The organism is Burkholderiales bacterium (assembly GCA_035543335.1).
In the GTDB taxonomy this organism is placed as follows: Bacteria; Pseudomonadota; Gammaproteobacteria; order Burkholderiales; family JAHFRG01; genus JAHFRG01.
The window spans coordinates 1-21,815 of sequence record DASZZH010000035.1; the positions used below are offsets into that span (position 1 = coordinate 1).

Annotated in this window: 23 protein-coding genes and 2 pseudogenes; 12 read left to right on the forward strand and 13 right to left on the reverse strand. The window is 58.7% G+C overall.

Translation table 11 applies throughout. The features are described 5' to 3' along the window. The first annotated feature begins 536 nt into the window (after window positions 1-536). Window positions 537-746 (forward strand): TOBE domain-containing protein, encoded by a 210-nt coding sequence (locus VHE58_09475; GenBank protein ID HVS27506.1) that lies wholly within the window; start codon window positions 537-539, stop codon window positions 744-746. A 163-nt stretch (window positions 747-909) separates the two neighbouring features. On the opposite strand, the gene VHE58_09480 is transcribed toward VHE58_09475, so the two are convergent. Together VHE58_09480 and VHE58_09485 are read right to left on the reverse strand one after the other, a co-directional pair. Next, on the reverse strand, window positions 910-1,083 hold the full coding sequence (locus VHE58_09480; GenBank protein ID HVS27507.1) for an SRPBCC domain-containing protein: 174 nt from the start codon (window positions 1,081-1,083) through the stop codon (window positions 910-912). A gap of 511 nt (window positions 1,084-1,594) precedes the next feature. Then, window positions 1,595-4,444, reverse strand: a complete 2,850-nt coding sequence (locus VHE58_09485; protein HVS27508.1) for an AMP-binding protein — start codon at window positions 4,442-4,444, stop codon at window positions 1,595-1,597. A 271-nt stretch (window positions 4,445-4,715) separates the two neighbouring features. On the opposite strand from VHE58_09485, the gene VHE58_09490 reads away from it, so the two are divergent. Next, window positions 4,716-5,057 (forward strand): hypothetical protein, encoded by a 342-nt coding sequence (locus VHE58_09490; GenBank protein ID HVS27509.1) that lies wholly within the window; start codon window positions 4,716-4,718, stop codon window positions 5,055-5,057. Between the two features lie 409 nt (window positions 5,058-5,466). On the opposite strand, the gene VHE58_09495 is transcribed toward VHE58_09490, so the two are convergent. Both VHE58_09495 and VHE58_09500 read right to left on the reverse strand, forming a co-directional pair. After that, a complete protein-coding gene (locus tag VHE58_09495) occupies window positions 5,467-5,727 on the reverse strand; it encodes a BrnA antitoxin family protein (GenBank protein ID HVS27510.1) in 261 nt (86 codons plus the stop codon). Beyond that, complete coding sequence (locus VHE58_09500) at window positions 5,714-6,010, reverse strand: BrnT family toxin (GenBank protein HVS27511.1); 297 nt, start codon at window positions 6,008-6,010, stop codon at window positions 5,714-5,716. The genes VHE58_09495 and VHE58_09500 overlap by 14 nt, the downstream gene beginning before the upstream one ends. Window positions 6,011-6,210: 200 nt before the next feature. Between VHE58_09500 and VHE58_09505 the strand changes: the two genes are divergently transcribed. The 3 genes and pseudogenes from VHE58_09505 (at window position 6,211) to VHE58_09515 (ending at window position 8,640) form a co-directional block, all read left to right on the forward strand. Beyond that, window positions 6,211-7,302: a PA0069 family radical SAM protein gene (locus tag VHE58_09505; protein ID HVS27512.1), complete on the forward strand. Its 1,092-nt coding sequence runs from the start codon at window positions 6,211-6,213 to the stop codon at window positions 7,300-7,302. A 154-nt stretch (window positions 7,303-7,456) separates the two neighbouring features. Beyond that, entirely contained in the window at window positions 7,457-8,413 is a 957-nt protein-coding gene (locus tag VHE58_09510; protein ID HVS27513.1) for an acetoin utilization protein AcuC, read from the forward strand. Between the two features lie 16 nt (window positions 8,414-8,429). Then, window positions 8,430-8,640: pseudogene (locus tag VHE58_09515) on the forward strand (GDCCVxC domain-containing (seleno)protein). Window positions 8,641-8,689: 49 nt separating this feature from the next. On the opposite strand, the gene VHE58_09520 reads toward VHE58_09515, so the two are convergent. The 3 genes from VHE58_09520 to VHE58_09530 all read right to left on the reverse strand — a co-directional run bounded on the left by VHE58_09520 (window position 8,690) and on the right by VHE58_09530 (window position 11,391). Then, entirely contained in the window at window positions 8,690-8,845 is a 156-nt protein-coding gene (locus tag VHE58_09520) for a hypothetical protein (protein HVS27514.1), read from the reverse strand. A 120-nt stretch (window positions 8,846-8,965) separates the two neighbouring features. Beyond that, window positions 8,966-10,345: a glycosyltransferase gene (locus VHE58_09525; protein HVS27515.1), complete on the reverse strand. Its 1,380-nt coding sequence runs from the start codon at window positions 10,343-10,345 to the stop codon at window positions 8,966-8,968. After that, the gene (locus VHE58_09530) at window positions 10,342-11,391 is read right to left on the reverse strand and encodes a HEAT repeat domain-containing protein (protein ID HVS27516.1); all 1,050 of its coding nucleotides are present in this window, start codon (window positions 11,389-11,391) and stop codon (window positions 10,342-10,344) included. Before VHE58_09530 ends, VHE58_09525 begins: the two co-directional genes overlap by 4 nt. Before the next feature lie 435 nt (window positions 11,392-11,826). Here VHE58_09530 and VHE58_09535 point away from each other — a divergent pair, with 435 nt between their 5' ends. Next, the gene (locus VHE58_09535; GenBank protein HVS27517.1) at window positions 11,827-12,315 is read left to right on the forward strand and encodes a urate hydroxylase PuuD; all 489 of its coding nucleotides are present in this window, start codon (window positions 11,827-11,829) and stop codon (window positions 12,313-12,315) included. Window positions 12,316-12,358: 43 nt separating this feature from the next. On the opposite strand, the gene VHE58_09540 is transcribed toward VHE58_09535, so the two are convergent. Genes VHE58_09540 through coaBC form a run of 4 tightly spaced genes read right to left on the reverse strand, consistent with a single transcriptional unit; the run spans window position 12,359 to window position 14,842 of the window. Continuing rightward, entirely contained in the window at window positions 12,359-12,793 is a 435-nt protein-coding gene (locus tag VHE58_09540; protein HVS27518.1) for a DUF192 domain-containing protein, read from the reverse strand. Next, the gene (locus tag VHE58_09545; protein HVS27519.1) at window positions 12,790-13,164 is read right to left on the reverse strand and encodes a CbiX/SirB N-terminal domain-containing protein; all 375 of its coding nucleotides are present in this window, start codon (window positions 13,162-13,164) and stop codon (window positions 12,790-12,792) included. Before VHE58_09545 ends, VHE58_09540 begins: the two co-directional genes overlap by 4 nt. Window positions 13,165-13,166: 2 nt before the next feature. After that, the gene (gene dut / locus VHE58_09550; protein ID HVS27520.1) at window positions 13,167-13,616 is read right to left on the reverse strand and encodes a dUTP diphosphatase; all 450 of its coding nucleotides are present in this window, start codon (window positions 13,614-13,616) and stop codon (window positions 13,167-13,169) included. Then, complete coding sequence (gene coaBC, locus VHE58_09555; GenBank protein ID HVS27521.1) at window positions 13,613-14,842, reverse strand: bifunctional phosphopantothenoylcysteine decarboxylase/phosphopantothenate--cysteine ligase CoaBC; 1,230 nt, start codon at window positions 14,840-14,842, stop codon at window positions 13,613-13,615. Before coaBC ends, dut begins: the two co-directional genes overlap by 4 nt. 76 nt (window positions 14,843-14,918) lie before the next feature. On the opposite strand from coaBC, the pseudogene radC reads away from it, so the two are divergent. Beyond that, window positions 14,919-15,440: pseudogene (gene radC, locus VHE58_09560) on the forward strand (DNA repair protein RadC). 664 nt (window positions 15,441-16,104) lie between these two features. Here radC and VHE58_09565 read toward each other — a convergent pair. Continuing rightward, entirely contained in the window at window positions 16,105-17,124 is a 1,020-nt protein-coding gene (locus VHE58_09565) for a ThiF family adenylyltransferase (protein ID HVS27522.1), read from the reverse strand. Window positions 17,125-17,850: 726 nt separating this feature from the next. Further along, a complete protein-coding gene (locus VHE58_09570; GenBank protein HVS27523.1) occupies window positions 17,851-18,078 on the reverse strand; it encodes a hypothetical protein in 228 nt (75 codons plus the stop codon). Between VHE58_09570 and VHE58_09575 the strand changes: the two genes are divergently transcribed. The 5 genes from VHE58_09575 to VHE58_09595 all read left to right on the forward strand — a co-directional run bounded on the left by VHE58_09575 (window position 18,077) and on the right by VHE58_09595 (window position 21,809). Then, complete coding sequence (locus tag VHE58_09575) at window positions 18,077-18,589, forward strand: helix-turn-helix transcriptional regulator (protein HVS27524.1); 513 nt, start codon at window positions 18,077-18,079, stop codon at window positions 18,587-18,589. The genes VHE58_09570 and VHE58_09575 overlap by 2 nt on opposite strands. 16 nt (window positions 18,590-18,605) lie before the next feature. Further along, a complete protein-coding gene (locus VHE58_09580) occupies window positions 18,606-18,818 on the forward strand; it encodes a DUF5678 domain-containing protein (GenBank protein HVS27525.1) in 213 nt (70 codons plus the stop codon). Between the two features lie 88 nt (window positions 18,819-18,906). Continuing rightward, entirely contained in the window at window positions 18,907-19,254 is a 348-nt protein-coding gene (locus tag VHE58_09585) for a retropepsin-like aspartic protease (protein ID HVS27526.1), read from the forward strand. Window positions 19,255-19,674: 420 nt separating this feature from the next. After that, window positions 19,675-20,874: an NAD-dependent formate dehydrogenase gene (locus VHE58_09590; GenBank protein HVS27527.1), complete on the forward strand. Its 1,200-nt coding sequence runs from the start codon at window positions 19,675-19,677 to the stop codon at window positions 20,872-20,874. A 752-nt stretch (window positions 20,875-21,626) separates the two neighbouring features. Continuing rightward, complete coding sequence (locus VHE58_09595; protein HVS27528.1) at window positions 21,627-21,809, forward strand: hypothetical protein; 183 nt, start codon at window positions 21,627-21,629, stop codon at window positions 21,807-21,809. The last annotated feature ends 6 nt before the right edge of the window (window positions 21,810-21,815 follow it).

Here is a 21,815-nt window from a genome sequence, read left to right on the forward strand (position 1 = left end):
ATATTGCATTCGCAGCCCCACTTGACCTCACCGATGACCCCTAACGCAAATACCGGAAAACTCGTCGCAGATTTCATCACGGGTATGCACGCCGAGCTAATGGCCTATGAGAAGAAGCGTCCACAGAATCCATAGCACTAAAAGTTTTCTCCGCGGCGCGAATCGCTTTTACTAGGTTTCGCGCCAATAACTTTTGGCCATCCTTCTTTTGCCAGGAGAACCTCCGAGACAAAGGCAAGGCAACAATACGTAACCATTTCGTAACTCCTTTCGGCTAAAAATCGTTACTTTGACACTTCACATGACTACAAATTAGAATAGCAAGCATTGCAAGGTGTTGATTAGTAAACCTCAGAGTTACGAGGCCCATGATGGGGTGCAAGTGGTCGCGAGTTCGAATCTCGCCGCCCCGACCAGTTAAGTACTCACAAGACGGAAAACAGGGGTCAGAAATCGAAACGTGGGTATCATCCCCTTGCTTTTTTCGCTGTACCAGTCCCGGTGATTTCAATAGCACTTCTTCTTTGGAGGACCGCATGAAATACGGAGCGCGAAACAACGTTGTCGGAAAGGTCGCGGAAATCAAAAAGGGTTCCCTCATGTGTCAAGTCAAGGTTAGCGTCGACGGCCCGATCGACATCACCTCCGTCATGACGCAGGACACTCTCGCGGACCTTGGCGTGAAAAAGGGGGATTCAGTGCGCGTGCTCGTCAAAGCAGTAAACGTACTTTTAGTCCGGGAGTAGACTTAGAGTCGCGGTGTGCCGGCTATCGACCCGAAGCAGTCGGTCGGAAGGGCGAAGAGCGGACGCTGGTAAAGGGGCGTTGTGGTGATCGTACGGTCCCCGCCTGATCCCTGCCTGGCCAGATGCCGCGCGACCGCCATCGTGAACTCTGCGGTCCGGCCAATCAAGCCTTCGCCAGGTGCTGCTCGAGGCGTTCCAGGCTTTGCGCCCATCCCTCGGACATCCCCATTTTCAGCATCGCGTCGCGAATCGCGACCGACTCGAAGCGAGTCCGGATCGTGAGCTTCGTCTTGCCGCCTTGCTCGGCGAAGGTGACGCTGAGGTGATCAGGCGACATCTTTAAAAACCTATCGGTTAATTAACCCATAGGTAAATTTCATCGATCCCCGGTTGCTTGTCAAGCGTTCTCATAACGCCTATTAATCCGCGGGTCGTAGGTTCTAGTCCTACTGGGGGGCCAAATAGAACAGAGGATAGCAAGGGCATAAAGAGTCAGAGTCGAATTGATTCGCGATGCCGGTCAATCCAGAATCCCCACGCGATTGAGAGCACCGCCCCAAATAATTCGACCCACGCTAAATCTTGGACGCCGGGCGGCGGCCATAGTTGGTGAACGGTAAACGGTGAACAGTAAACGGAGAAAACCAGAGTAAAGGTTTCGTGTCGTCGGTGGCCCGGCTTCTTTTTTTATCCGCGTTTATCGGCGTTTATCTGCGGCTCAATTGTCTTTCCGATTTGTCCTTGGCGTTCATCGGCGGCTTAAGAAGCAGGATTCAGGATTTTGGATTCAGGATTGAGAAGGACCGGTTTTTCCTCTGCGTCCTCCGCGTCCTCAGCGGTGAGAGGTTTCAGCCAGCCCGCTTCGGCGGCAGCCACACTTCCTCCCCGAGATCCGGCTCCCCGCACAGCCGCAGCATCTCGGCCCGCGCGCGGTCGCGTAGGGCGATCGCGGCGTCCCAATCCGTTCCCTCCGGCTCGATCGGCTCGCTGAACGTCACGCTGATCATTCCCCTGCGGAACAGCCACTGCCCCTCGCGCAGGATCGAGCGCGTGCCGCGCAATGTTACTGGCACGACCGGCATGCCGGAGCGGGCGGCGATCACGAACGCGCCCATCCGGAACGGGAGCAGCCCCGGCATGCGGCGGAACGTGCCCTCCGGAAACATGATCAGGGGATGGCCGGCGCCGACCATGGCGACGAAACGGCCGGTGTCCTCCACGCCGCGCTGCACGTCGAAGCGCTCGACGAATTCGGTCCCGATGCGGGTGAGGTAGATGCGCGGCACGAAGTGATCCAGCAGTTCGCGCTTCGCGACGAAGCGCATCGGCTCCGGCAGGGCGGCGACCACGACGGTGCCGTCGAGAAAGCTTGCATGGTTGATCGCCAGCACACAGGCGCGGCCGGCCGGAACATGTTCGAGCCCCCGGACGGTCAGCCGGATTCCCCCGAGCCGCAGGAACAGCCGCGCCATGTAGTGGCTTAAACGCCAGCACCACGCGGTCCGCGGGACCAGGGCGCACGTGAACCAGGTGATGGAGCCCAGCAACCCGAGCAGCAGCAGGACGTAGGCCCCGTACAACAGATTGGCGGCCACGCGCAGGGTGCGCCGCGCCTGCGGCAGGATCGCAAACCAGGTAAGCCGCACGATCTGCCACCAGACGGCGCGCGTCCCCGTGTTGTCGCCGCGCTCGTACACCTCGCGGCTCGCGGCGTGGCGGATCTTGCCGCTGGAAGTCTTGAGCACGGCGTGCGGCGGCGCGAGCACAATCTCGTCCACCGGCATGCCGATGATGGATACCGCGAGCTCGCTGATCCGGCCGCGCAGAGCTTCCCGCTTGCCGGGATCAGTCTCGCGCGTTTCGGCGAGCACCACAACGCGCTCGGTGCCGGAGCGCGCGTCCCTGCTGCCGAAGACGGCGACGCAGCCCTTGCGTATACCCTCGATTCCGCCGACCGCCTCTTCCAGCTCGTAAGGGTAAATGTTGCGGCCCGCGCGGATGATGACGTCCTTGACGCGGCCGGTGATATACACCTCACCCTCGGCGATGTAGCCGTAGTCACCGGTATCCACCCATTCGCCGCGCAGTAGGTCGCGCGTGGCCTCCGGATTCCGATAGTAGCCGCTCGTCGCCGAGGGGCCGCTGAACTGGAGATGGCCTTCCTCGCGCTCGGAAAGCTCGCTGCCGGTCGTATCCACGACGCGCACCTGGTGACCGGGCAGCGGCCGCCCGCAGGCGACGAAGGTGAGCGCATCCGGCCTCTCGTCGGGCGCCGGGATCGCGCGGCCGCTCCGCATGAAGCTGTCGCGCTCGACGCGATCGAGCTTCGGGCCGCGGCCCGGCGGCGGGAACGACACGCCCAGCGTTGCTTCGGCGAGGCCGTAGACGGGGGCCATCGCTTCGGGCCTGAAGCCGTATGGTGCGAAGCGCTTGCTGAACGCCGACATGGTTTCGGGCGAAACCGGCTCGGCGCCGTTGAAGGCGAAGCGCCAGGTGGAAAGGTCGAGTCCCTCGATCTGCGCGTCCTCGACCTTGCGCAGGCAAACCTCGTAGCAGAAATTGGGACCGCCGGTGAGCGTGCCCCCGTGGCGATGTATAGTCCACAGCCAGCGGTCGGGCCGGGACAGGAAGGTGAGCGGGGACATCACCGGGTACTTGAAGCCGTAGACGAGGCTGCCCATCCAGGCGCCGATCAGCCCCATGTCGTGGTAGAGCGGCAGCCAGCTCACGAACACGTCGGCGGGCGTCACGCGTAGCGCCCGGCCCATCGCGCGGATATTGGTGAGGAGGTTCTCGTGGGTGAGGATCACGCCCTTGGGATTGCCGGTGCTCCCCGAGGTGTACTGGAGCATGGCGATTTCCTGCGGGCTGGCGCGGTGCGGCGTCGAGAGCTGCCCCGATTTCATCAGTTCCTCCGGCGTCACGATGCTCTTGAGTGTTGCCACTTGCGGCTTCAGCAAGAGCGCGATCGCCTTTGCCTGCGGCACCGTAATCAGGATCTCGACCAGAGCGTTGGACAGGATGCCGGCGTGGCGGCGCAGGTGGTCCTCGATCTGGGAGGCGCGCGCCGGCGGATAGATCGGCACCGGTATGCCGCCCGCGAGCAGAATGCCGAAAAAGCTGAAGAAGTACTCGGTGCTGGTCGGCAGCATGATCGCCACCGCGTGCCCGGGCTGCAGGCCGCGTTCCTGCAGGCCGGCGGCGATGGCCCGGGCCGCTCGGTCGAGCGCCGCGTAAGTGACGGTCTGCTCCTGTCCCGCGTCATCCTGGAGCACGATATGAGGGCGGTCGGGATGCCGCGCGACGTGCCACGCAAGCACTTCAGGAAGCGTGGCCGCTTCGTCGGGCGTGGCGGATTCCGTCGCCAGTGTCGTCGCGCGCTCGGCCGCCGCGGCGTGCGAGAGGTGCGCGGATCCCGCGGCGAGCATCGCGCGCAGGAGATCGCGCGGCGTCTCGGCGCTCGCCATCACGCTTTCAGTCAAGCTCACGCTGAAGCGGTGCTCGATACGCAGAAAGAGTTCCATGCGACCCAGGCTGTCGAAGCCGTAATCCTGCTCGAGACGGTTGTCGAGCGAGGCGGAGACTGCGGGCCGCGACGGATGGAGCTCGGCGGCGATCTCCCGGATCGTCTCGAGCAGCGCGTCGGCGCTGACCACGCTGCGGCCGGTGATGCTCTGCCTCGAGACGGAAGTTTCCACGAACGGCCTGGCAATGGAAGGGTACTTTTGATGTTAGCACAAGCCCGCATGGCGCAGGCTCGCGACTGACCGATTGCCGTATTGAACGACGAAGCGCATCACACGCACGACGAAGAAAGCGAGTGGAACAAGTTCATTCGCCGCCTCGGCAGCGAAGTCCCTAACGGCATGGTGGCACAATTCGATTTCTCGGCTACACCGCGACACGGGAGAACTGTTTTCCTGGACGGTTTACGACTATCCGCTCAAGAAGGCCATCATTGACAGGGTGGTGAAAAGCCCGCTCAAGGGTATTGCGAAGGGCATTACCGAGCAGCGCTCAGACATCGCCAGCACGCGGTATCAGGCGTATCTGGCAGCCGGTGTTGAGCGCTGGAAGGAGTATCGAGACCAGCTCAAGCCGCTCGGCAAGAGCCCCGTGCTCTTCGTGATGATAAACAGCACCGACGAAGCCGACGAGGTGGGCGACTGGCTGCGGCGGAAGTACCCGGCGGAGTTCGGCGGCGAGAAGCTGCTGATCATCAATACCATATATAAGGGGTCAGAAACGAATTTATTCGCGATGCCGATTGATCTAGAATCCCCACGCGACGGAGAGCACCGTTCCAAATAATCCGACCCGCGCCAAAACCTGGACGCCGGGCGGCGTACTAAGGAACCTCTGATTAAGTCCCGCGTGGCCGCGACGGTGGCTTTCCGGGATGGGATGCGCGAAGCGAGGCGAAGCCAATGGCCAGACCCCCTTGGCAAGCCGAGCGACAAAGCAGACCGCCCGGAAAGCCATCGTCCCTCCGGGTTGCGGCAAACTGCGGCGTCTGCATCGTGCTCGCCGGAGCGTGGAGCCTCGGGTACGTGCGACCGCGAAGGCGAGCGCTGGCCCGCTCCGCTGCACAGCTTCGCAGGTGCGACGTTATGCGGGCCCTCCTCGGCTTCGTAGCGTCAACTACGACCTTCGTCGCGCGCCTCGCAACCATCCGCATTTTGCCCGCAACGCGGTTCACGAAGGACTTAATCAGAGGTTCCTAAGCCTTCAGCTTTTCTTCCAGCCATATCTTGATCAGGGACTGATAGGGCACGTCGCGCCGGTTCGCTGCGGTCTTGATCCGCTCCAGCATGTGCTGGGGCAGCCTCAGTGAGATCGCCTGCGTCGAGGGCTTAAGATTTGGGAAACGCGCGCGCTGGGCCTTCGACCAATCCAGGTATTCGGTCGAATCATGTGTCTGCCAAAATCGGCGTGCAGCCGCTTCGCTCGATAACTTTGGCAATGGTTTACGCTTTGTCATAAATCCCTCTTTCCTTTCTGGACATATCCCGGCAGGAGATCACCCGTATTTTCCTGCCGCGGACGGTGAATGCCACAAACAGCCGCCGCCCGTCATTCGTGTGACCCAGAGCGAATAACCGGGTTTCCCTGCCGCTGTGCTTTTCGTCCGGAAGCAGTAACAGGGGCTCGTTGAAAAAGACCTGCTCGGCTTCGGCCGGCGTAACGCCGTGTTTCGTCCGACTCTTGATGACGTTGCCGGCATCCCATTCAAAGCTCTCGATGTCCTCTACCGAGATCACCACTGTATATTATCAAAGTATACAGCGCGCCGCAATGGATTGGGTGATCACGGCCCAATCGCCGAAAATGTTGAGCGGCACGACGACGCTGCAAGTTTTCCACAAATCGGTCTATACTCTTGCCAGAAGTTGAACGATGTGAGTTTCAAAGGAATGCCCGTGGCCGATCTTGGCCCATTGAATTCTAGAAATAAAACAAGCCCATGCCCTTAAGAACCCTCACCGGTGAGCACGCCGAACCCTTGAAAGGCCGCGGCGCGACGATTAATCCGGAAGGCCGCTTTGAAAACGTGGTGAGAGAGGCGGTCGATGACGGTTGGAATACGCCGCCGGACGAGGAGCCACCCAAGCTTGAGACGACGGTGACGGAGGAGCTGGCGAAAAGCATCATCGCCCGCAACGAGTCGCCGGACGTCGGTTTCAGTCAATCCATCAATCCTTACCGCGGCTGCGAGCACGGCTGCATTTATTGCTACGCGCGCCCGAGCCACGCTTATGTCAATCTTTCTCCCGGCCTGGATTTCGAGACCAAGCTTTTTGCGAAAGTAAATGCGGCGCAGCTTCTGCGCGAGGAACTGGCGAAACCCGGTTACCGCTGCGAAGTGATGGCGTTGGGGATGAACACCGATTGTTATCAGCCCATCGAACGCGAGTACCGCATCACCCGGCAAATTCTCGAGGTGCTCGCCGAGTGCGAGCATCCGGTGGGCATCGTCACCAAGTCATCGCTGGTTGAACGCGATCTCGATTTGCTGGCGCCGATGGCGCAGAAAAAACTGGTCAGTGTGTTTGTTTCCATCACCACGCTCGATCATGAAATTGCCCGCAGGATGGAACCGCGCGCAGCCGCGCCGACTCGCCGAATACAGACCATTCGAAGGTTGAGCGAAGCGGGCGTGCCGTGCGGCGTGCTGGTCGCGCCGGTGATTCCTTTCCTCACCGATTCCGGAATCGAGAAAGTGCTCGAAGCGGCGCGCGAAGCCGGAGCAATCGGCGCGGGCTATGTGCTGCTGCGCCTGCCGTATGAAATCAAAGACCTGTTCAAGGACTGGCTGAATCATCATTATCCGCTGAAAGCGCAGCATGTGATGAGCCGGGTGCGCGACATGCGCGACGGCAGGGAGAACGATCCGCAATTCGGCAGCCGCATGCGCGGCACGGGAGAATTCGCCGATTTGCTGGAGAAGCGTTTCCGCATCGCGTGCGAGCGTTTGGGTTTTAATCGAAGAGATTGGGCATTGGATACCAAAAGATTTCGCAAGCCCGTGTTGAGCGGGCAGATGGCATTGTTTTAGTCGCATGTTCCATCCCCACCCTAACCCTCCCCTTGAAGGGGAGGGAATCAAATAATGGCTGCTCAGCTTGATGGGAAGTAGATAGGGGGAAGGAGCGTAATGTTTGCGGTACTCGGCGGCTCAGAAGGGGTTTAATATTTAAGAGCAAAACACTATGAACCAGAACGCGAAAGTTTGTTTGTATTTGAGCGATAACCTCGGCGGCTACGGCTTTCCCGACGGCCATCCGTTCGGGCCCGACCGGCAGGCGGCGTTCTGGAAAGAAGCGCAGAAGCAGGGTTTGGACAAGAAGGTGCAAATTAATTCATCCCAACCGGCGAGCCGAGAGGAAATCGAGCGCTTTCATACCACGGAGCATATAAACCGAGTGATTTCACTTTCCAAAATTGGCCACGGCTCGATTGACTACGGCGACACGCCAGCGTTTCCCGGCGTGTATGAAGTGACCGCGCACGTGGTGGGGGCGGCGCTCGATGGCTTGAAGCGCATCATGCAAGGCGAGTGCAGGCGCACGTTCCAGCCCATCGGGGGATTGCATCACGCGCGGCGCGACCGCGCGGCGGGTTTTTGCGTGTTCAACGATCTCGGCGTGGTGGCGGAGACGCTGCGCGCGCAATACGGCGTGAAGCGCGTGGGCTACGTGGACATCGACGTGCACCACAGCGACGGCATGTTCTATCCGTTTGAAAGCGATCCCGATCTGATTTACGCCGACATCCACGAAGACGGGCGTTATCTTTATCCCGGCACCGGTTTTGCGGAGGAAACCGGCAAGGACAAAGCGCAGGGGATGAAACTCAACATCCCGATGGCGCCGGGCTCGGGCGATTCGGAGTTCCTCAAGGTGTGGCCGAAAGTGGAAGCGCTAGTGCGCGAGCGAAAGCCCGAGTTCATCCTGTTCCAATGCGGCGCGGATTCGATTGCCGGCGACCCGCTTGCGCATTTGCAATATTCGCCCGCTGCGCATGCGTATGCGGCAAAGCGGCTGTGTCTGCTTGCCAATGAATTATGCGAGGGGAAAATCATGGCTTTTGGCGGCGGCGGTTACGACCGCTACAACCTCGCTCAAGCGTGGAGCGGCGTAGTCAGGGAAATGCTTGAGGTGGCTTAATCGAGCCCACTCCGGCATGAGCACCGCCATCCTGCAATCTGTCATTACCTGTCCACACTGCGGTTTCCGCAAAGAAGAAACCATGCCTGCTGATGCCTGCCAGTTCTACTACGAATGTACTAGCTGCAAGGCGCTGCTGCGTCCCAGTCCGCGGTGACTGCTGCGTCTTCTGCTCTTATGGAACGGTGAAATGCTCCCCGATGCAGCTTGCCGCGGGGAATGATTAAAAAACAAAAACCCCGCTGATGCGGGGCTTTAAATTCTTGAATTCGTTTTTTAGGCGGGTACCGGTTCTTCCTGCGTTTCCGGTATTTTTTTGGAATCTTTTTCGGGCGCGGGCTTTCCCGCCTGCGCCCGCTTCTTCATGTCTTCGGTCTCTTGTTTGCTTTTCCTCAATTTTTCCTGCAGATAGCTTTCATACTCGTAGCACATGACAAAACTCCTTTCTCGAGTTCAGGGTTCATTCCCCCTCCCCGTGCTGGGCCTTGCCGTGCAAAACACAGCCTACGCCTGAACGGGGAGAATGGCAACGGTCATGGCGTGGGAAAAGTTCTAGGCCGACGCCATCTTGCGCAGACTGTAAACCAAACGTTGCATGAGCCCGAGCGAGCGCCACAGCGCGACCAGTTGCCGGTAACCGAGGTTTTCCAGGAAAGCCGCCGCGAGCAGCACCGCCAGTTGCCTGGGCCGCGGATAAAGATGGATCGAGAGTTCTTCCAGAGCCAGGGAGCTCATCGAGAGCAGCATGCCAAAGCCGATGGCCACCAGGAGGAAAATCGCGAAAGCCGGGACGGAAATCAGCCCCAACGCAAATGCGGAAATCATGAAAAGATATCCGGTTACTTCGATGACGGGGCCCAGCCATTCGAACAGCGTTATAAATGGAAACGCCAGCCAGGACACCATGCCGCCTTTGCGGTGGAACAGCAGCGGCAGGTTCAAGGCGAGGCTGTCCACCAGCCCGTGCTGCCAGCGGCTGCGGTGGCGTTTCAGGGTGCTCAGGTTCTCCGGCACCCGGGTCCAGCAGATCGTGTCGGGAACGTAGGTAATCTGGTAGCGCGCCCCCCGCAGGCGCAGCAGGCGGTGCAGACGCACGATCAGTTCCATGTCTTCGTCAATGGCATCAACGCGGTAGCCCCCGGCTTCGACCACGCTTTCCTTGCGGAACAGGGTGAGCGCATCGGAGATGATGAGCACGGCGTTGAAAAATGACCAGCCGAGCCGCCCAAAGAGTAAAGTGCGCAAGCGCTCAACGATCTGCATCAAAGCCAGCCGGTTTCGGGGCAGGCCGATGTCCGCGAGAAATCCCTCGCGCACCTCGCAACCGTTGGCGATTCTCACCATGCTGCCGACCGCCACCGTATCGGGGTTTTCGACAAACGGCTGTGCCATCCGCAGCAGGCTGTCGCGCTGCAGAATCGAATCCGTGTCCACCGCGCAGAACAGGGGATAACGTGAGGCGTTGATGCCGGCGTTCAGCGCATCCGCCTTGCCGCCGTTTTCCTTGTCGATCACCCGCAGGCTGGGATTGACCGAGGAACGGTAAATGGCGCGCACACCCGGGCCCTTGATGCGCTGCCAATACGCTTCCGGAAACACCAGCAGCGAAAACTCGCGCTGCAGCGTCGCCAGCGTATCGTCTTTCGAGCCGTCGTTGATGACGATGACCTCGAATTCCGTGTATTCAAGCTGCAGCAGCGAGCGCACCAAACCGGCAATCGCCGCTTCTTCGTTGTAGGCGGGAACCAGCACGCTGATGGGTGGCTCGTAGCCGGAATAGGCGCGAGGCAAGTCGCCAAGATCCTTCGCCTCCATGTAGTTTTTCAGCGTGCCGATGGACAGCAAATTCAGCAGAATGTAGCCGCAGTTCATGCCGATGAAATACAGCAGGAAAAACCATTGCAGGATGATGATCCAGTCGGCGGCGCTCATGCCGGCTGCTTCTCCGCAATAACTTGGGCGAGGATGTCCCGGGCGAAGCGGTCCGATGAATTTTCGCGGATTTGCTGCACTTCGGCGAGGGTGATTGCAGGCAGGCTCGCCAGCGCCTGCGCGGCCCGGTAGCGCACCCACCAGATCGGATCGCTCAACGGTGCGATGAGCAGATCGCAGTCGTCCCGGGTGCCCAGCCGGCCCAGGGCGCTGACCGCCTGTACCCGCACAAACCAGCTGCGATGACCCATCTGAGCGCGCGCGAATCCCGCATCATGCGGATCGCGCAACTCCTGCAGGCAGGCGGAAATCACCCCATCATCGGTGGTGGCAAACATGATGCGCCGCAGCGCCGGCAGCGCCTGCTCGCCGTGCGCGCAATCCAGCAGGCGCACCAGCCGCGGGAATTGTTCCGGGGCGGCGGACTGGACGATTTGGGTAAGCGGTGCGGAGGCTACATCCGGTCCGGCTTCGTTCAATATATTCGCAATCTTGTTGAGCGGCCAATCATGGCGGCGGGTAAAGAGCGGGAGAAGCTCGGGCAGCGCCGCTTTGGCGTCGATTTGCGTGAGCGCGCGCGCCGCCGCCAGCGACAGCAGCGGGTGCCGATCGTTGACGATGCTTTTCAGCCTTGCCCATGCGTTTTTATCCTGTAAATGGCCCAAGGTGGTGACCGCCATCAGGCGTGTCCGCACACTCCTGTGGTCGAGCAGTTGCCGCGCCGCATGGTCCATCCCGCAGGTCCACGCCAGCTGGTTGAGCTTGAGTCTGGATTCTTCGCGGACCGTTTCCTGAAAGTGGATCCACAGGCTGAGGAAGATGTGCCACTCCGATTTGGGAACCCGGGGCAGAAATTTTGGAACCGTCGTCATGCCCTGCATCAGCAGCGGCTGCCATTTTTCGACGAATTGGCGCTCGCGACGCTGCCGCCGCATCAAACGGGCGCGCAGCAGCAGCGTGTGCAGCAGCAGAAGCAAAGTAATCCCCAGCACGGCAAGACCGACCCGCAGCATGAATTTCAAAGCCGGATCCGAATAAGCGCTCAAGTCCAATTCGAGTTCCCTTTCTTAAGTATTTGGTGTTCTTTATCCAGGGTGGTTAAGTGTAACCCGGAACGGTTGCTTATTAGCCAAAAAATCGGCTGTCAAAAGCGGGCCGAAAGCTCTCAAAACAGCGGTTTTTGCGATGCCGTGGTTGCACCACCTTAAAGCGCTTGGCGCGAACGGCGCACCACAAGTAGACGCATCGATTCTTCAATTCATTCGTCATAAAACTGTAAATAGGTAATTAATAAGGAAAAAATGCCCAGCTGCCCAGGCAAGCGGATTTGTTATAGACTGTGTCCCTTGAAGTTTCGCTGATTTTACTCGAGGAGCGATTATGAAAAATCCATTGGATTCGCTGTGGGGCACGGTCATCAGCGGCCTCGTCCTGACCCTGATTCTGTACAACATCGTTAAGCATTTCCTGGGAGGCTAGACATGGATTACGTACCGGCACTTGCCCGCTGGGTGCATTTCCTCGCGGGTGTGATGTGGATCGGCCTGCTTTATTATTTCAACTTCGTGCAAGCGGACGCGATGAAAGCCGCGCAAGCGGACGGCACCGCGGCGGGCATCAGTAAGCACGTCGCTCCCCGTGCGCTGCTTTATTTCCGCTGGAGCGCCGTGGTGACATGGCTCGCCGGCGCGGCGCTGCTTGGCGGCAACTTTTTCCAGGCGTTCGGACTGCGGGGGGTGTACGCCGTGATCGGCGTCGGAGCGTGGCTTGGCACCATCATGCTGTTCAACGTGTGGGTGCTGATCTGGCCCAATCAGAAGAAGATACTGGGCATCGTGCAGGCGACCGACGAAGAGAAGAACAAGGCGCGCCGCGTGGCATTTCTGGCTTCGCGCACCAACACCCTGCTTTCCATCCCGATGCTATTCTTCATGGCGGCGGGCGCGCATACCGCGATGTTCTTCGGCTAGATGCTTAATTAATCTAAAGCCCGCCGTTCCCGGCGGGCTTTTTTTATTCTCCGCGCGGGGCTTGCGACAGGCCTTCGACTTTCGCGCCGGGCTTGATTCCCTGTTTGCTGAACCATTCGATAGGCATTTCCAGCGCAAATTTGGCAGGCGCGGCGGCGTGATGCTGCTCCTCGCTGAAGGGGATCATGTCGGCGATATTGATGATGACGCCCTGCTCGTCCAGAAAAGCCACGCTCAAGGGGACGGAAGTGTTCTTCATCCACATGCCGTGCACGCCGGGCTGGAGAAAAACAAACAGCATGCCGTGGTTGCCGCGCAGATGCTTGCGGAACATCAATCCCTGCTCTCTGGCTTCGGGGGTGTTAGCCACCTCGGCGATCATGGGATGGCCGGCGATGCTTAATGGAACGAGTTCCGTATCAGCGGCATAAACCGCCCAGGACAGCAGGAAAGCAGTTGCGGCGAGAAAGCGCTTCATGTGTCGTGCTCGCTGCAAATCCAGTCGGCAATCGCGCTTAAGATTCCTTCCACTTCGCCTATCGGCGGCGAAATTCTGAAAGAAATCGTAGGATGATGCTTACGTATCTCGGAAAGCCGGCGCGGCAGATCTTCTTTCAGATGGCCGCCTTGCGCCATGAACAGGGGAATGATGCCGATAGTTTTGATATTTTTCGCGGCCAGCGCGGCGATGGCCTGATCCAGCGAAGGCTGCATGATTTCCAGAAAAGCGAGTTCCACCGGCATGCCGGGTTTTCTGGCGCGCACCATTGCCTTTATTTTGCGGAACGGCTCCGCCCATTGCGTGTCGCGCGCGCCATGCGCGAACAGTACGATTGCCGAATCAGTCATTGTCAGTGCTTGCCGGTACTTCCAAATCCGTCTTCTCCGCGATGGCTCTCATTGAATTCCTGCACCACGTTGAAGGCGACTTGCACCACGGGCACGACCACCAGTTGCGCGATGCGCTCCATGGGATTGAGCACAAAATCCTTCTGTCCGCGGTTCCACACCGAAACGAATATCTGTCCCTGGTAATCGGAATCGATCAATCCAACCAGATTGCCGAGTACGATGCCGTGCTGGTGCCCGAGTCCCGAGCGCGGCAGCACCATGGCGGCGAGGCCGGGGTCATCAAGATGAATGGCAATGCCGGAGGGAATCAGCTCGGCCTGACCGGGTTTGAGCGTAATGCTTTGAGCGATGCAGGCGCGCAAATCCAGACCCGCCGAACCGGGAGTGGCGTAGTGAGGAAGCTGGTATGCAATGCGCGGGTCGAGGATTTTAACATCGAGTTTTTTCATTTGCCCGCTTGGTTTTTCTTGAACGCCGTGACCGTGCGGGATTTGGCGTAAAGCTGTGCGATGTGCTTGATCAACTGCCGGGCGAGCGTGGTTTTTGCTGCGCGCGGCAGGGGGTGCGCGCCCGCATCGTCGAATAAAACCAGTTCGCTTTCGTCACTGCCCAGCGTGGTTTGCACCAGATTGGCGGCAAGCAGCGGGATTTTCTTGCCGCGGCGTTTTTGTTCGGCGTGTGCCTGCAGGTTTTCGCTTTCTGCGGCAAAACCGACGCAGAAGGGCGCGTTGGGCAGGCCGGCGACATACTCCAGAATATCCGGATTGGGCGCAAGCTGGAGATTGAGGTTCTGGCCGCTTTTCTTGATTTTCTGTTTGCTTGGATTGACCACGTGATAGTCGGCGACCGCCGCCACACCTATAAATATGTCGGCCATCCCGACTGATTCCTTGACCGCCGCAAACATTTCTTGCGCGCTGGTGACCGGAATGAGCCTGGCGCGGGCAGGAGCGGCAAGGCTCACCGGGCCGCTTACCAAGGCGACTTCCGCTCCCGCTTCGAGCGCGGCACGGGCGACCGCATAGCCCATTTTGCCGGAGCTGGAATTGGTGATGCCGCGCACCGCATCAATCGCTTCAAATGTCGGGCCGGCGGTGATCAGCACGCGTTTGCCTTGAAGCAGTTTCGCTTGAAAGCCCGCTTTGATTTCTTCCAGGAGCGTCTCGGGTTCGAGCATGCGCCCCATGCCGGTCTCGCCGCAGGCCTGGTCGCCGCTCGCGGGTCCAAGTATCGTAACGCCGTCTTTTTCAAGTATGGCGATGTTGCGCTGGGTGGGGGGGTTTTCCCACATTTGCCGGTTCATCGCCGGCGCGACATACAGCGGGCATTCGCGCGCGAGACAGAGCGTGGAGAGCAAATCATCGGCGCGCCCGTGTACCAGCTTGGCGATGAAGTCGGCGCTCGCCGGCGCAACCAGCACCATGTCGGCTTCGCGGCTCAAATCAATATGCGCCATGTTGTTGGCAATGCGCGCATCCCACAGGTCGGTATAGACCATGTTGCCGGAGAGCGCCTGGAACGTTGGGGGGCCGACAAAACGACAGGCCGCTTCGGTCATCACCACCTGCACCTCGATGCCTTCCTGCACCAAAAGGCGCGTCAATTCCGCGGCTTTGTAAGCGGCGATGCCTCCAGTGATGCCGAGCAGAAGACGTTTTTTACCTGGTTGACTCATGGCGACACTCAAAGTGTTGACCCAACCTAGTGTAATATATTGATGCGGATAAAGAAACTGTCAACTGAAACCACGCATGGCAATCAATGACTGGCCGCGGGACGAACGCCCCAGAGAGAAGCTGCTGGCCAAAGGCGCGCAGAGCCTTTCGGAGGCCGAGCTTTTGGCGATTTTTCTGCGCACGGGAGTGGCGGGAAAAAGCGCGGTGGATCTGGCGCGCGATTTAATCAAGCGCTTCGGCAGTCTCACGCGGCTTTTCAACGCTACTGAAGCGGATTTTTGCGCAGTGCCTGGCTTGGGCCCCGCCAAATACACGCAGTTGCAAGCCGTGCTGGAAATGGCGAAACGGGCGCTCAACGAGGAAATCAAAAGCGGCGATGCGCTGACTTCCCCCAAGGCCGTACGAGATTATTTACGCCTGGCGCTTGCCGGCCGCGAATACGAAGTGTTCGCGGCGATATTTCTCGATGCGCAAAACCGCGTGCTGGCGGTGGAAGAACTCTTCCGCGGCACGCTGTCTCAGACCAGTGTTTTTCCGCGGGAAGTGGTGAAGCGCGCGCTGCATCACAACGCCGCAGCGGTGATTTTCGCCCAAAATGTCAACTAGGGCTTTATCTCATTGATTCTGCTAAGGGCGCTTCTTGTTTCGAGAGGGTGATGGGGGCAGTTGTGGGGGCAGGCCAAGCTTCTACCTCGTTCGCGCGAGGAACCTGAAGCGCCTCCGCCCGCTGCATACCATCGCTAGGAATACGTGGACAAGCGGCGCCGTATAATGCGGGGTTGGGCGGATTATCTTGACGCGCTGGCAAGCGGAGCGAAGGTTACTCCGATTCGTCAACAAGACGCGTAACGATTAGTCGCGCCTAGCCCATGAGGGCAAGTTCGAGCCCTGGTCGGGGAGCCAACCGCTTACAAAACTAGGCACCGCTTCGCCGCGCATCTTGTCCGAACCAACTAGCCAACCGCTATCATTTGATGCGGGTCCTGGCGTTCTTGCCCCCTTTTCCTGCGTTGGAGTAGCCTATCATCCGCTTTGTGTATCCGTAAGCCCTCGTGTTACTCCAATGGCGCCAACAGGCAAAACCGGACAACTGCTGCCTTCCCGATTCGTTTATTTGTATTCAGCGATGAACCTGCCACAAAAAAGGCGGGTCACCTCAACGATCCGATAGGCGATGTCATCGTGAGAAAATCGCAAGTGCCACCAGAATTACGAAACGCACTGCGGGGATAAACGGACTGCCCCGATATTGTCGGCTAATTCACTTTGGGAACACAATGGGCAAATCATCGCCCTTGCCACGCCACGCTGAACAAACACATTTGGAATCGACTTCGGTGCGGAGTGGATGAACGAACTGCTCCCACCCGTCGAACACCGTCGATCCGGTCGGCAAAGCCTGACCGGAGTAGAGGCGGATCAACGTCAGCACCGCCAACGCCGACGCGAAGTAATTTACAGGGGCAAGGCTTGGCTGGCGCTCACCGAGACCCTGTACGTACCCCTCGACGGCCAACTTTTCTCTCTCTTTGATCGGAAGGTTTTCCTCGTAAATAGTCTGGCTGCAGAGCGTCCCCTTTCGACACCAAAGGCAACCGTTGTCAGGAAGAAGCGTCCTGACCTCGACTGGCATCCCGCTCACCGTTCCAGAGGCAGTCGTACCGATCCGAGCCCCTACATCTACGACCGGCAGCCAGTATTGATAAGCAATTTGGTTTAAGAAAGCACGGCTCGACTGTGTGTCGGTAGTGCTCACGACAACGTCGCAGTCGAGCAACCGACGCATCGCGCGTTCATCGCGGACATCGGTAGGTAGCACGGTCACTCTAGTTGAAAGCCCTAGGGAATCGAGATGTCGCCCCACTACCTCTACCTTCTTCGCGCCGAGATCGGATGGCCGGCTGCCCACGACGCGACGGAGATTCGACCTGTCGTCCAATACATCGGGGTCAACGAGTACGACCTTTTCTACTCCGATGCGAACAAGCTGCTCTGCAAGCGGAGAGCCAGTCCCGCCGGTGCCTACGAGTCCAACTTCAAGATCACGCAGGCGTTGATTGCCGAGAGTGGTCAACGCACGGATTTGGCGATCATCGAGCTCTTCGTCGCTCTCGAATTGGCTGTCTACCGGGTGAAGTACTTCCACTGTACCGCCGCCTACGCTCTCCGCTCGATCTAGGTTCAACGGAGTATCCGGAGCATCGGCGGTAAACATTAACCCTGTCACCCCCTTGGGTGACCACACCAGCGACGCAAATGGTCCGTCAAGCATCGGCGTCATGGATCTACTCCACGCGATGCTCGTTTCCCAATCGACCGCGCTCAGGACTGGAGGGTACTGAATTCCAGGATGTGAGTGAATGAACGCGAGTCCACATCGCGCCTCGACGGCTGCACCGATCACCGACGACAACCACTGGCCTGAAGGGCGTAAGAAGTCGGGGCCCTGCCGTTCTAGCGCGCCCTCGGGCGGCAGCAAGACCCGTTGGACCATTAGACGCGCGCCAGTAGTGGATCGACCCATCCTTAGAAGGAGGAATGCACCAGCTTCTGTCTGACCGGCTACCTCGAAATGCCGCCTCAGCTTCCGCCAATCACTTGCCGTCCAAACCGTTCTACGCATCAGTTCCCCCGAGCCAGCCGGTCAAGAAATACTTCGATGTGTGTCCGGAGATTGTGCTTGCTGGGGTCCCATACGGGATAATGCCAACTCCATCGCTGCCACCGGCGACCGGCGTAGACTTCAAACTGTTCCGCCGTTTGGGGTAGCGCGCCCGACGCGAGGTGCACGGGCGGATCGGTCCAATACATATCAAGCCGCGATGCGGGATACTGGTAGTCCGCGATGACCATGAGATCAGTCACAGGCGGCACGTACCTCCCTTCGGGCAACCGGAACGACCTCAGGATGACATAGAACCTGGTGCCATCCTCCACTACATTGAGGTCTTGCCCGTCCTGGCGTAGGGAATCAATGTCTCGTGTAAGCTGCGGGGGCGTCATCCGCCTACCCGAAGTTTCTGTTCCCGGGGATCGCGCGAAAATGCTGACCAGCCTTTACTTGGATCTGCTGATCTAGGCCGATCGGTGTCCCTCCTGTCGGATCACCCTCCCCCTGCAACAAAAACAGGTCGTGATCCGCTCCGAAACCGCCCAATGCCAGAATTTCGCGGCCGCTAAGCGACTCGCGCGGTGCCTCATGCTTTACACGATTGATAAAAATTGGTACGGCCATGGCTTCTCCTTATGTTGCAAGTATCGAACAACCGTTTTATAATAGCATCAGCAGATACATGTTGCAAGAGTCAAACCGCGTTGCTAGAGTGCAACTCATGGACGTCAACTTTGACGACACGGCTTTTTACGACGCTATCGAGGCTCGTCGGCAGGCCGAGAGTCTGAGTTGGCGTCAACTCGGTCGCAAGCTGGCCCTTAGCCCATCCACCTTTTCGCGGCTGGCGAGAGGGCGCCGACCGGATGTTGAGACGTTCGTACGTCTTCTTGCTTGGCTCGATTTGCCGGCCGAAACCTTTATGAAGGGTCTCGCAAGCTCACACAAACGAATGAACCAGGACACCCTTGCGGTGGTCGCAGCAACTCTACGCGCAGACCGCACCATCCCTTCTGCTGGCGCTGGCGCTCTTGAACAGCTTATGAGGGTAGCCTACGCTCGCCTGACCGCGCCGCAGCATGAATTGCCCATGCGGGGACCAAGCTCTAAGCGTTCACGAACAGAGAAACAGTAAGCACCGCTGCCATCACATGCCAGAGATCAGAACACCTCCAGCTATCAACAAGGAATTAGCCAAGGAGCTCGAGCGCTTCAAGGGCAAGTGGGTAGCGGTCGCTCTTGGACATGTAGTCGGTTCGGGTACATCTGCCGATAAGGCTAAGCAGGCCGCCCTGAAGAACGGTGAGACTGATCCTCTTATCTTTCGCGTCTCGGCTCATCCCGAGCGCCTGAACCTCTTTTAAAGTGCCCTGGTACGATTACTCCGTCACACGGAAAGGCAGCGTGCGCCTGCCATATGTGATTGTCCACCTGTTGCACGGCAATCGGAGAGTGAAGGTCATCGCCCTTGTCGACTCTGGTGCGGATTGCTCACTCATGGACGTAAGCTACGCGCAGGTGCTCGGCCTAAAACGAGCGGACGCGAAAGTCACTAGGGCGGCAACGGCGGGTGGCACAACTGTGCGCATATTGCGCTGGCCGGTCAAGAAACTAGAGATCCAATTTGAGAATGACCGGTTCCCTTTCGAGGGAGCATTTGTAGAGTTTCCGAAGAACGCGGACCCCGTCAATCTTCTTGGGCGGAAAGACTTCTTCCAGCGTTACATGGTCCAGTTCTGGGATGCTGCCGAGATGATGAACATTGACACCTCGCCGGACTTTCCGCGGCCAGCGCCCTAATCTTGGGTGAGAGAGACTGCGCTTCCCCGATTTTACGAACACTTTCTTAGCCCGCATAGTTCTTTTCGAACACGACCGGGCTGATTTGGCCCAGGGTCGAGTCTAGGCAAGGAGCCGTTTAGGACACTAGCAACCGCTCCTCCCAGTGCCCAGATTTGCCCTCTACGGGGACCCGAAATGGGCTGGAAGGCCTATGGCTATATCGTCCGCCTGCGCCGCTCACCATGACAGCTTCTGTGGCTCCGTACAGACCTGGCCATCGTGCAGCACCGGGACTTACAACAACGGAAAGGAGCAACCCTATCGAGCAGCCAACGAACCGCAAAAACCAGTAAACTACTTCACATCAACTGGTACAGAAACTCGCGGCTGGTCAGTAGCTCCAAACCGACTTTTCACCAGAACCATAAGGAGAGGAAAATGGCTAAGGTTGTTTGTGTACTTTACGATGACCCCGTAGGGGGCTACCCGAAATCCTACGCCCGTGACGATATTCCTAAGCTTGAACGTTATCCCGACGGCCAGACGCTGCCGACTCCTGAAGGCATTGATTTCAAGCCGGGGCAACTCCTGGGCAGCGTCTCCGGCGAACTCGGATTGCGCAAATTTCTCCAAAAAAACGATCACAAACTGGTCGTCACCTCGGACAAGGACGGCGCGGACTCCGTTTTGGACAAGGAACTGCACGACGCGGATATCGTGATTTCGCAGCCCTTCTGGCCCGCCTATATGACGGCGGCGCGGATCGCCAAGGCGCCGAAATTGAAGCTCATTATCACCGCTGGCGTCGGCTCCGATCATACGGACCTGCAGGCGGCGATGGAGCGGGGTATCACGGTCGCGGAAGTGACCTACTGCAACAGCATTAGCGTCTCCGAGCACGTGGTGATGATGATCCTGGCGCTGGTGCGCAATTACATCCCCTCCTACCAGTGGGTGGTCAACAAGGGCTGGAACATCGCCGACTGCGTTGCGCGATCCTACGATCTGGAAGGGATGCAAGTCGGAACGGTCGCCGCCGGGCGTATTGGTTTGGCGGTTCTAAGGCGGCTGAAGCCCTTCGACGTCAAGCTGCACTACACGGATCGGCACCGCCTTCCGCAGAACGTCGAGAAGGAGCTTGACCTGACCTATCATCCCGACGTGGAGTCGATGGTGCGCGTCTGCGACGTGGTCACCATCAACTGCCCGCTGCATCCCGAGACGGAGCATTTGTTCGACGAGAAACTCATCAGCAAGATGAAACGCGGCGCGTATATTGTGAATACGGCGCGCGGCAAGATTTGCGATCGCGACGCCATCGCCCGGGCGCTGGAGAAGGGGCAGCTTGCCGGTTACGCTGGCGATGTCTGGTTCCCCCAACCCGCGCCCAAGGATCACCCGTGGCGGACGATGCCGCACCACGGCATGACACCGCATATTTCGGGGTCGAGCCTGTCAGCGCAGGCACGCTACGCCGCCGGAGTGCGCGAAATACTGGAGTGCTGGTTCAGCGGCCGTCCCATTCGCGACAAGTACCTGATCGTGGACAGCGGCAAGCTGGCCGGGGTGGGAGCCCATTCCTACAGCGCCGGCAACGCAACCAGCGGCTCGGACGAAGCGGCCCGGTTTAAGGGGTGACGGTCTTGGTTCTGGTGCAAAGTTGATTCGGGCCCACCACCGTTGTGTTCAGGAACCCTTTCAACCACTAGCCTCGTATGGTCGTGAAGTTGTTGCACCAGAACCGCGAATCGTTACGGCAGCTACGCTCGACCTTTGACGGCGACCATCTGGAGCACGGCAAATTCATGCACTTTTTTGAGGTTTAGGAGGGCATCAAGGGCTACCAAGCCGGAGCGCGTGCTCTAAGTAGCCTGATCAACCCAGAAAAACGTTTAGAGACCAGTGCCCAGAATTGTCCGGGTGGGGAACCTTTGGCTTAGGGGAACTCTTACAAACCAGTTCTCAGATTTGACCTGATTGGGGAGCCGGCACTCAACGCCGGCTATCGACCCAAAGCGGTCATTCCCGCTTACTGTTAATCCGGGTTTTTGGTCCGAGCCCTGATCGGGGAGCCATGGAAATACTAGAACCGACGTAACCATCACGTACCCACTTTGTAAGTATTGTGAAGCTTTTCTAGACTACTTAGCACTAATCGGCGAAATGGCGAGCGTTGCAAGGCAATTTACGAATCCTATGGTCCAGTTGTGATACGGGTTGTTTCGCGTTTACCGGTCATAGCAGCAGTCTTACAGCGATCGTTTCCGTAAAGTCAACTTGGCGGACGCTGCTCGTGCAACCAGCAGAAAGTGAAAGAACAATAGGAGGGACCCCCAGCGTGCTACGATGTAAGCCCCTCAACTCACTTCGTTTCACGACCGGAGGCTCCTATGGACGACAACCTTGCCTGGACCAACGCCAACGAACTCCTCAAAGAGATATTGCATTCGCAGCCCCACTTGACCTCACCGATGACCCCTAACGCAAATACCGGAAAACTCGTCGCAGATTTCATCACGGGTATGCACGCCGAGCTAATGGCCTATGAGAAGAAGCGTCCACAGAATCCATAGCACTAA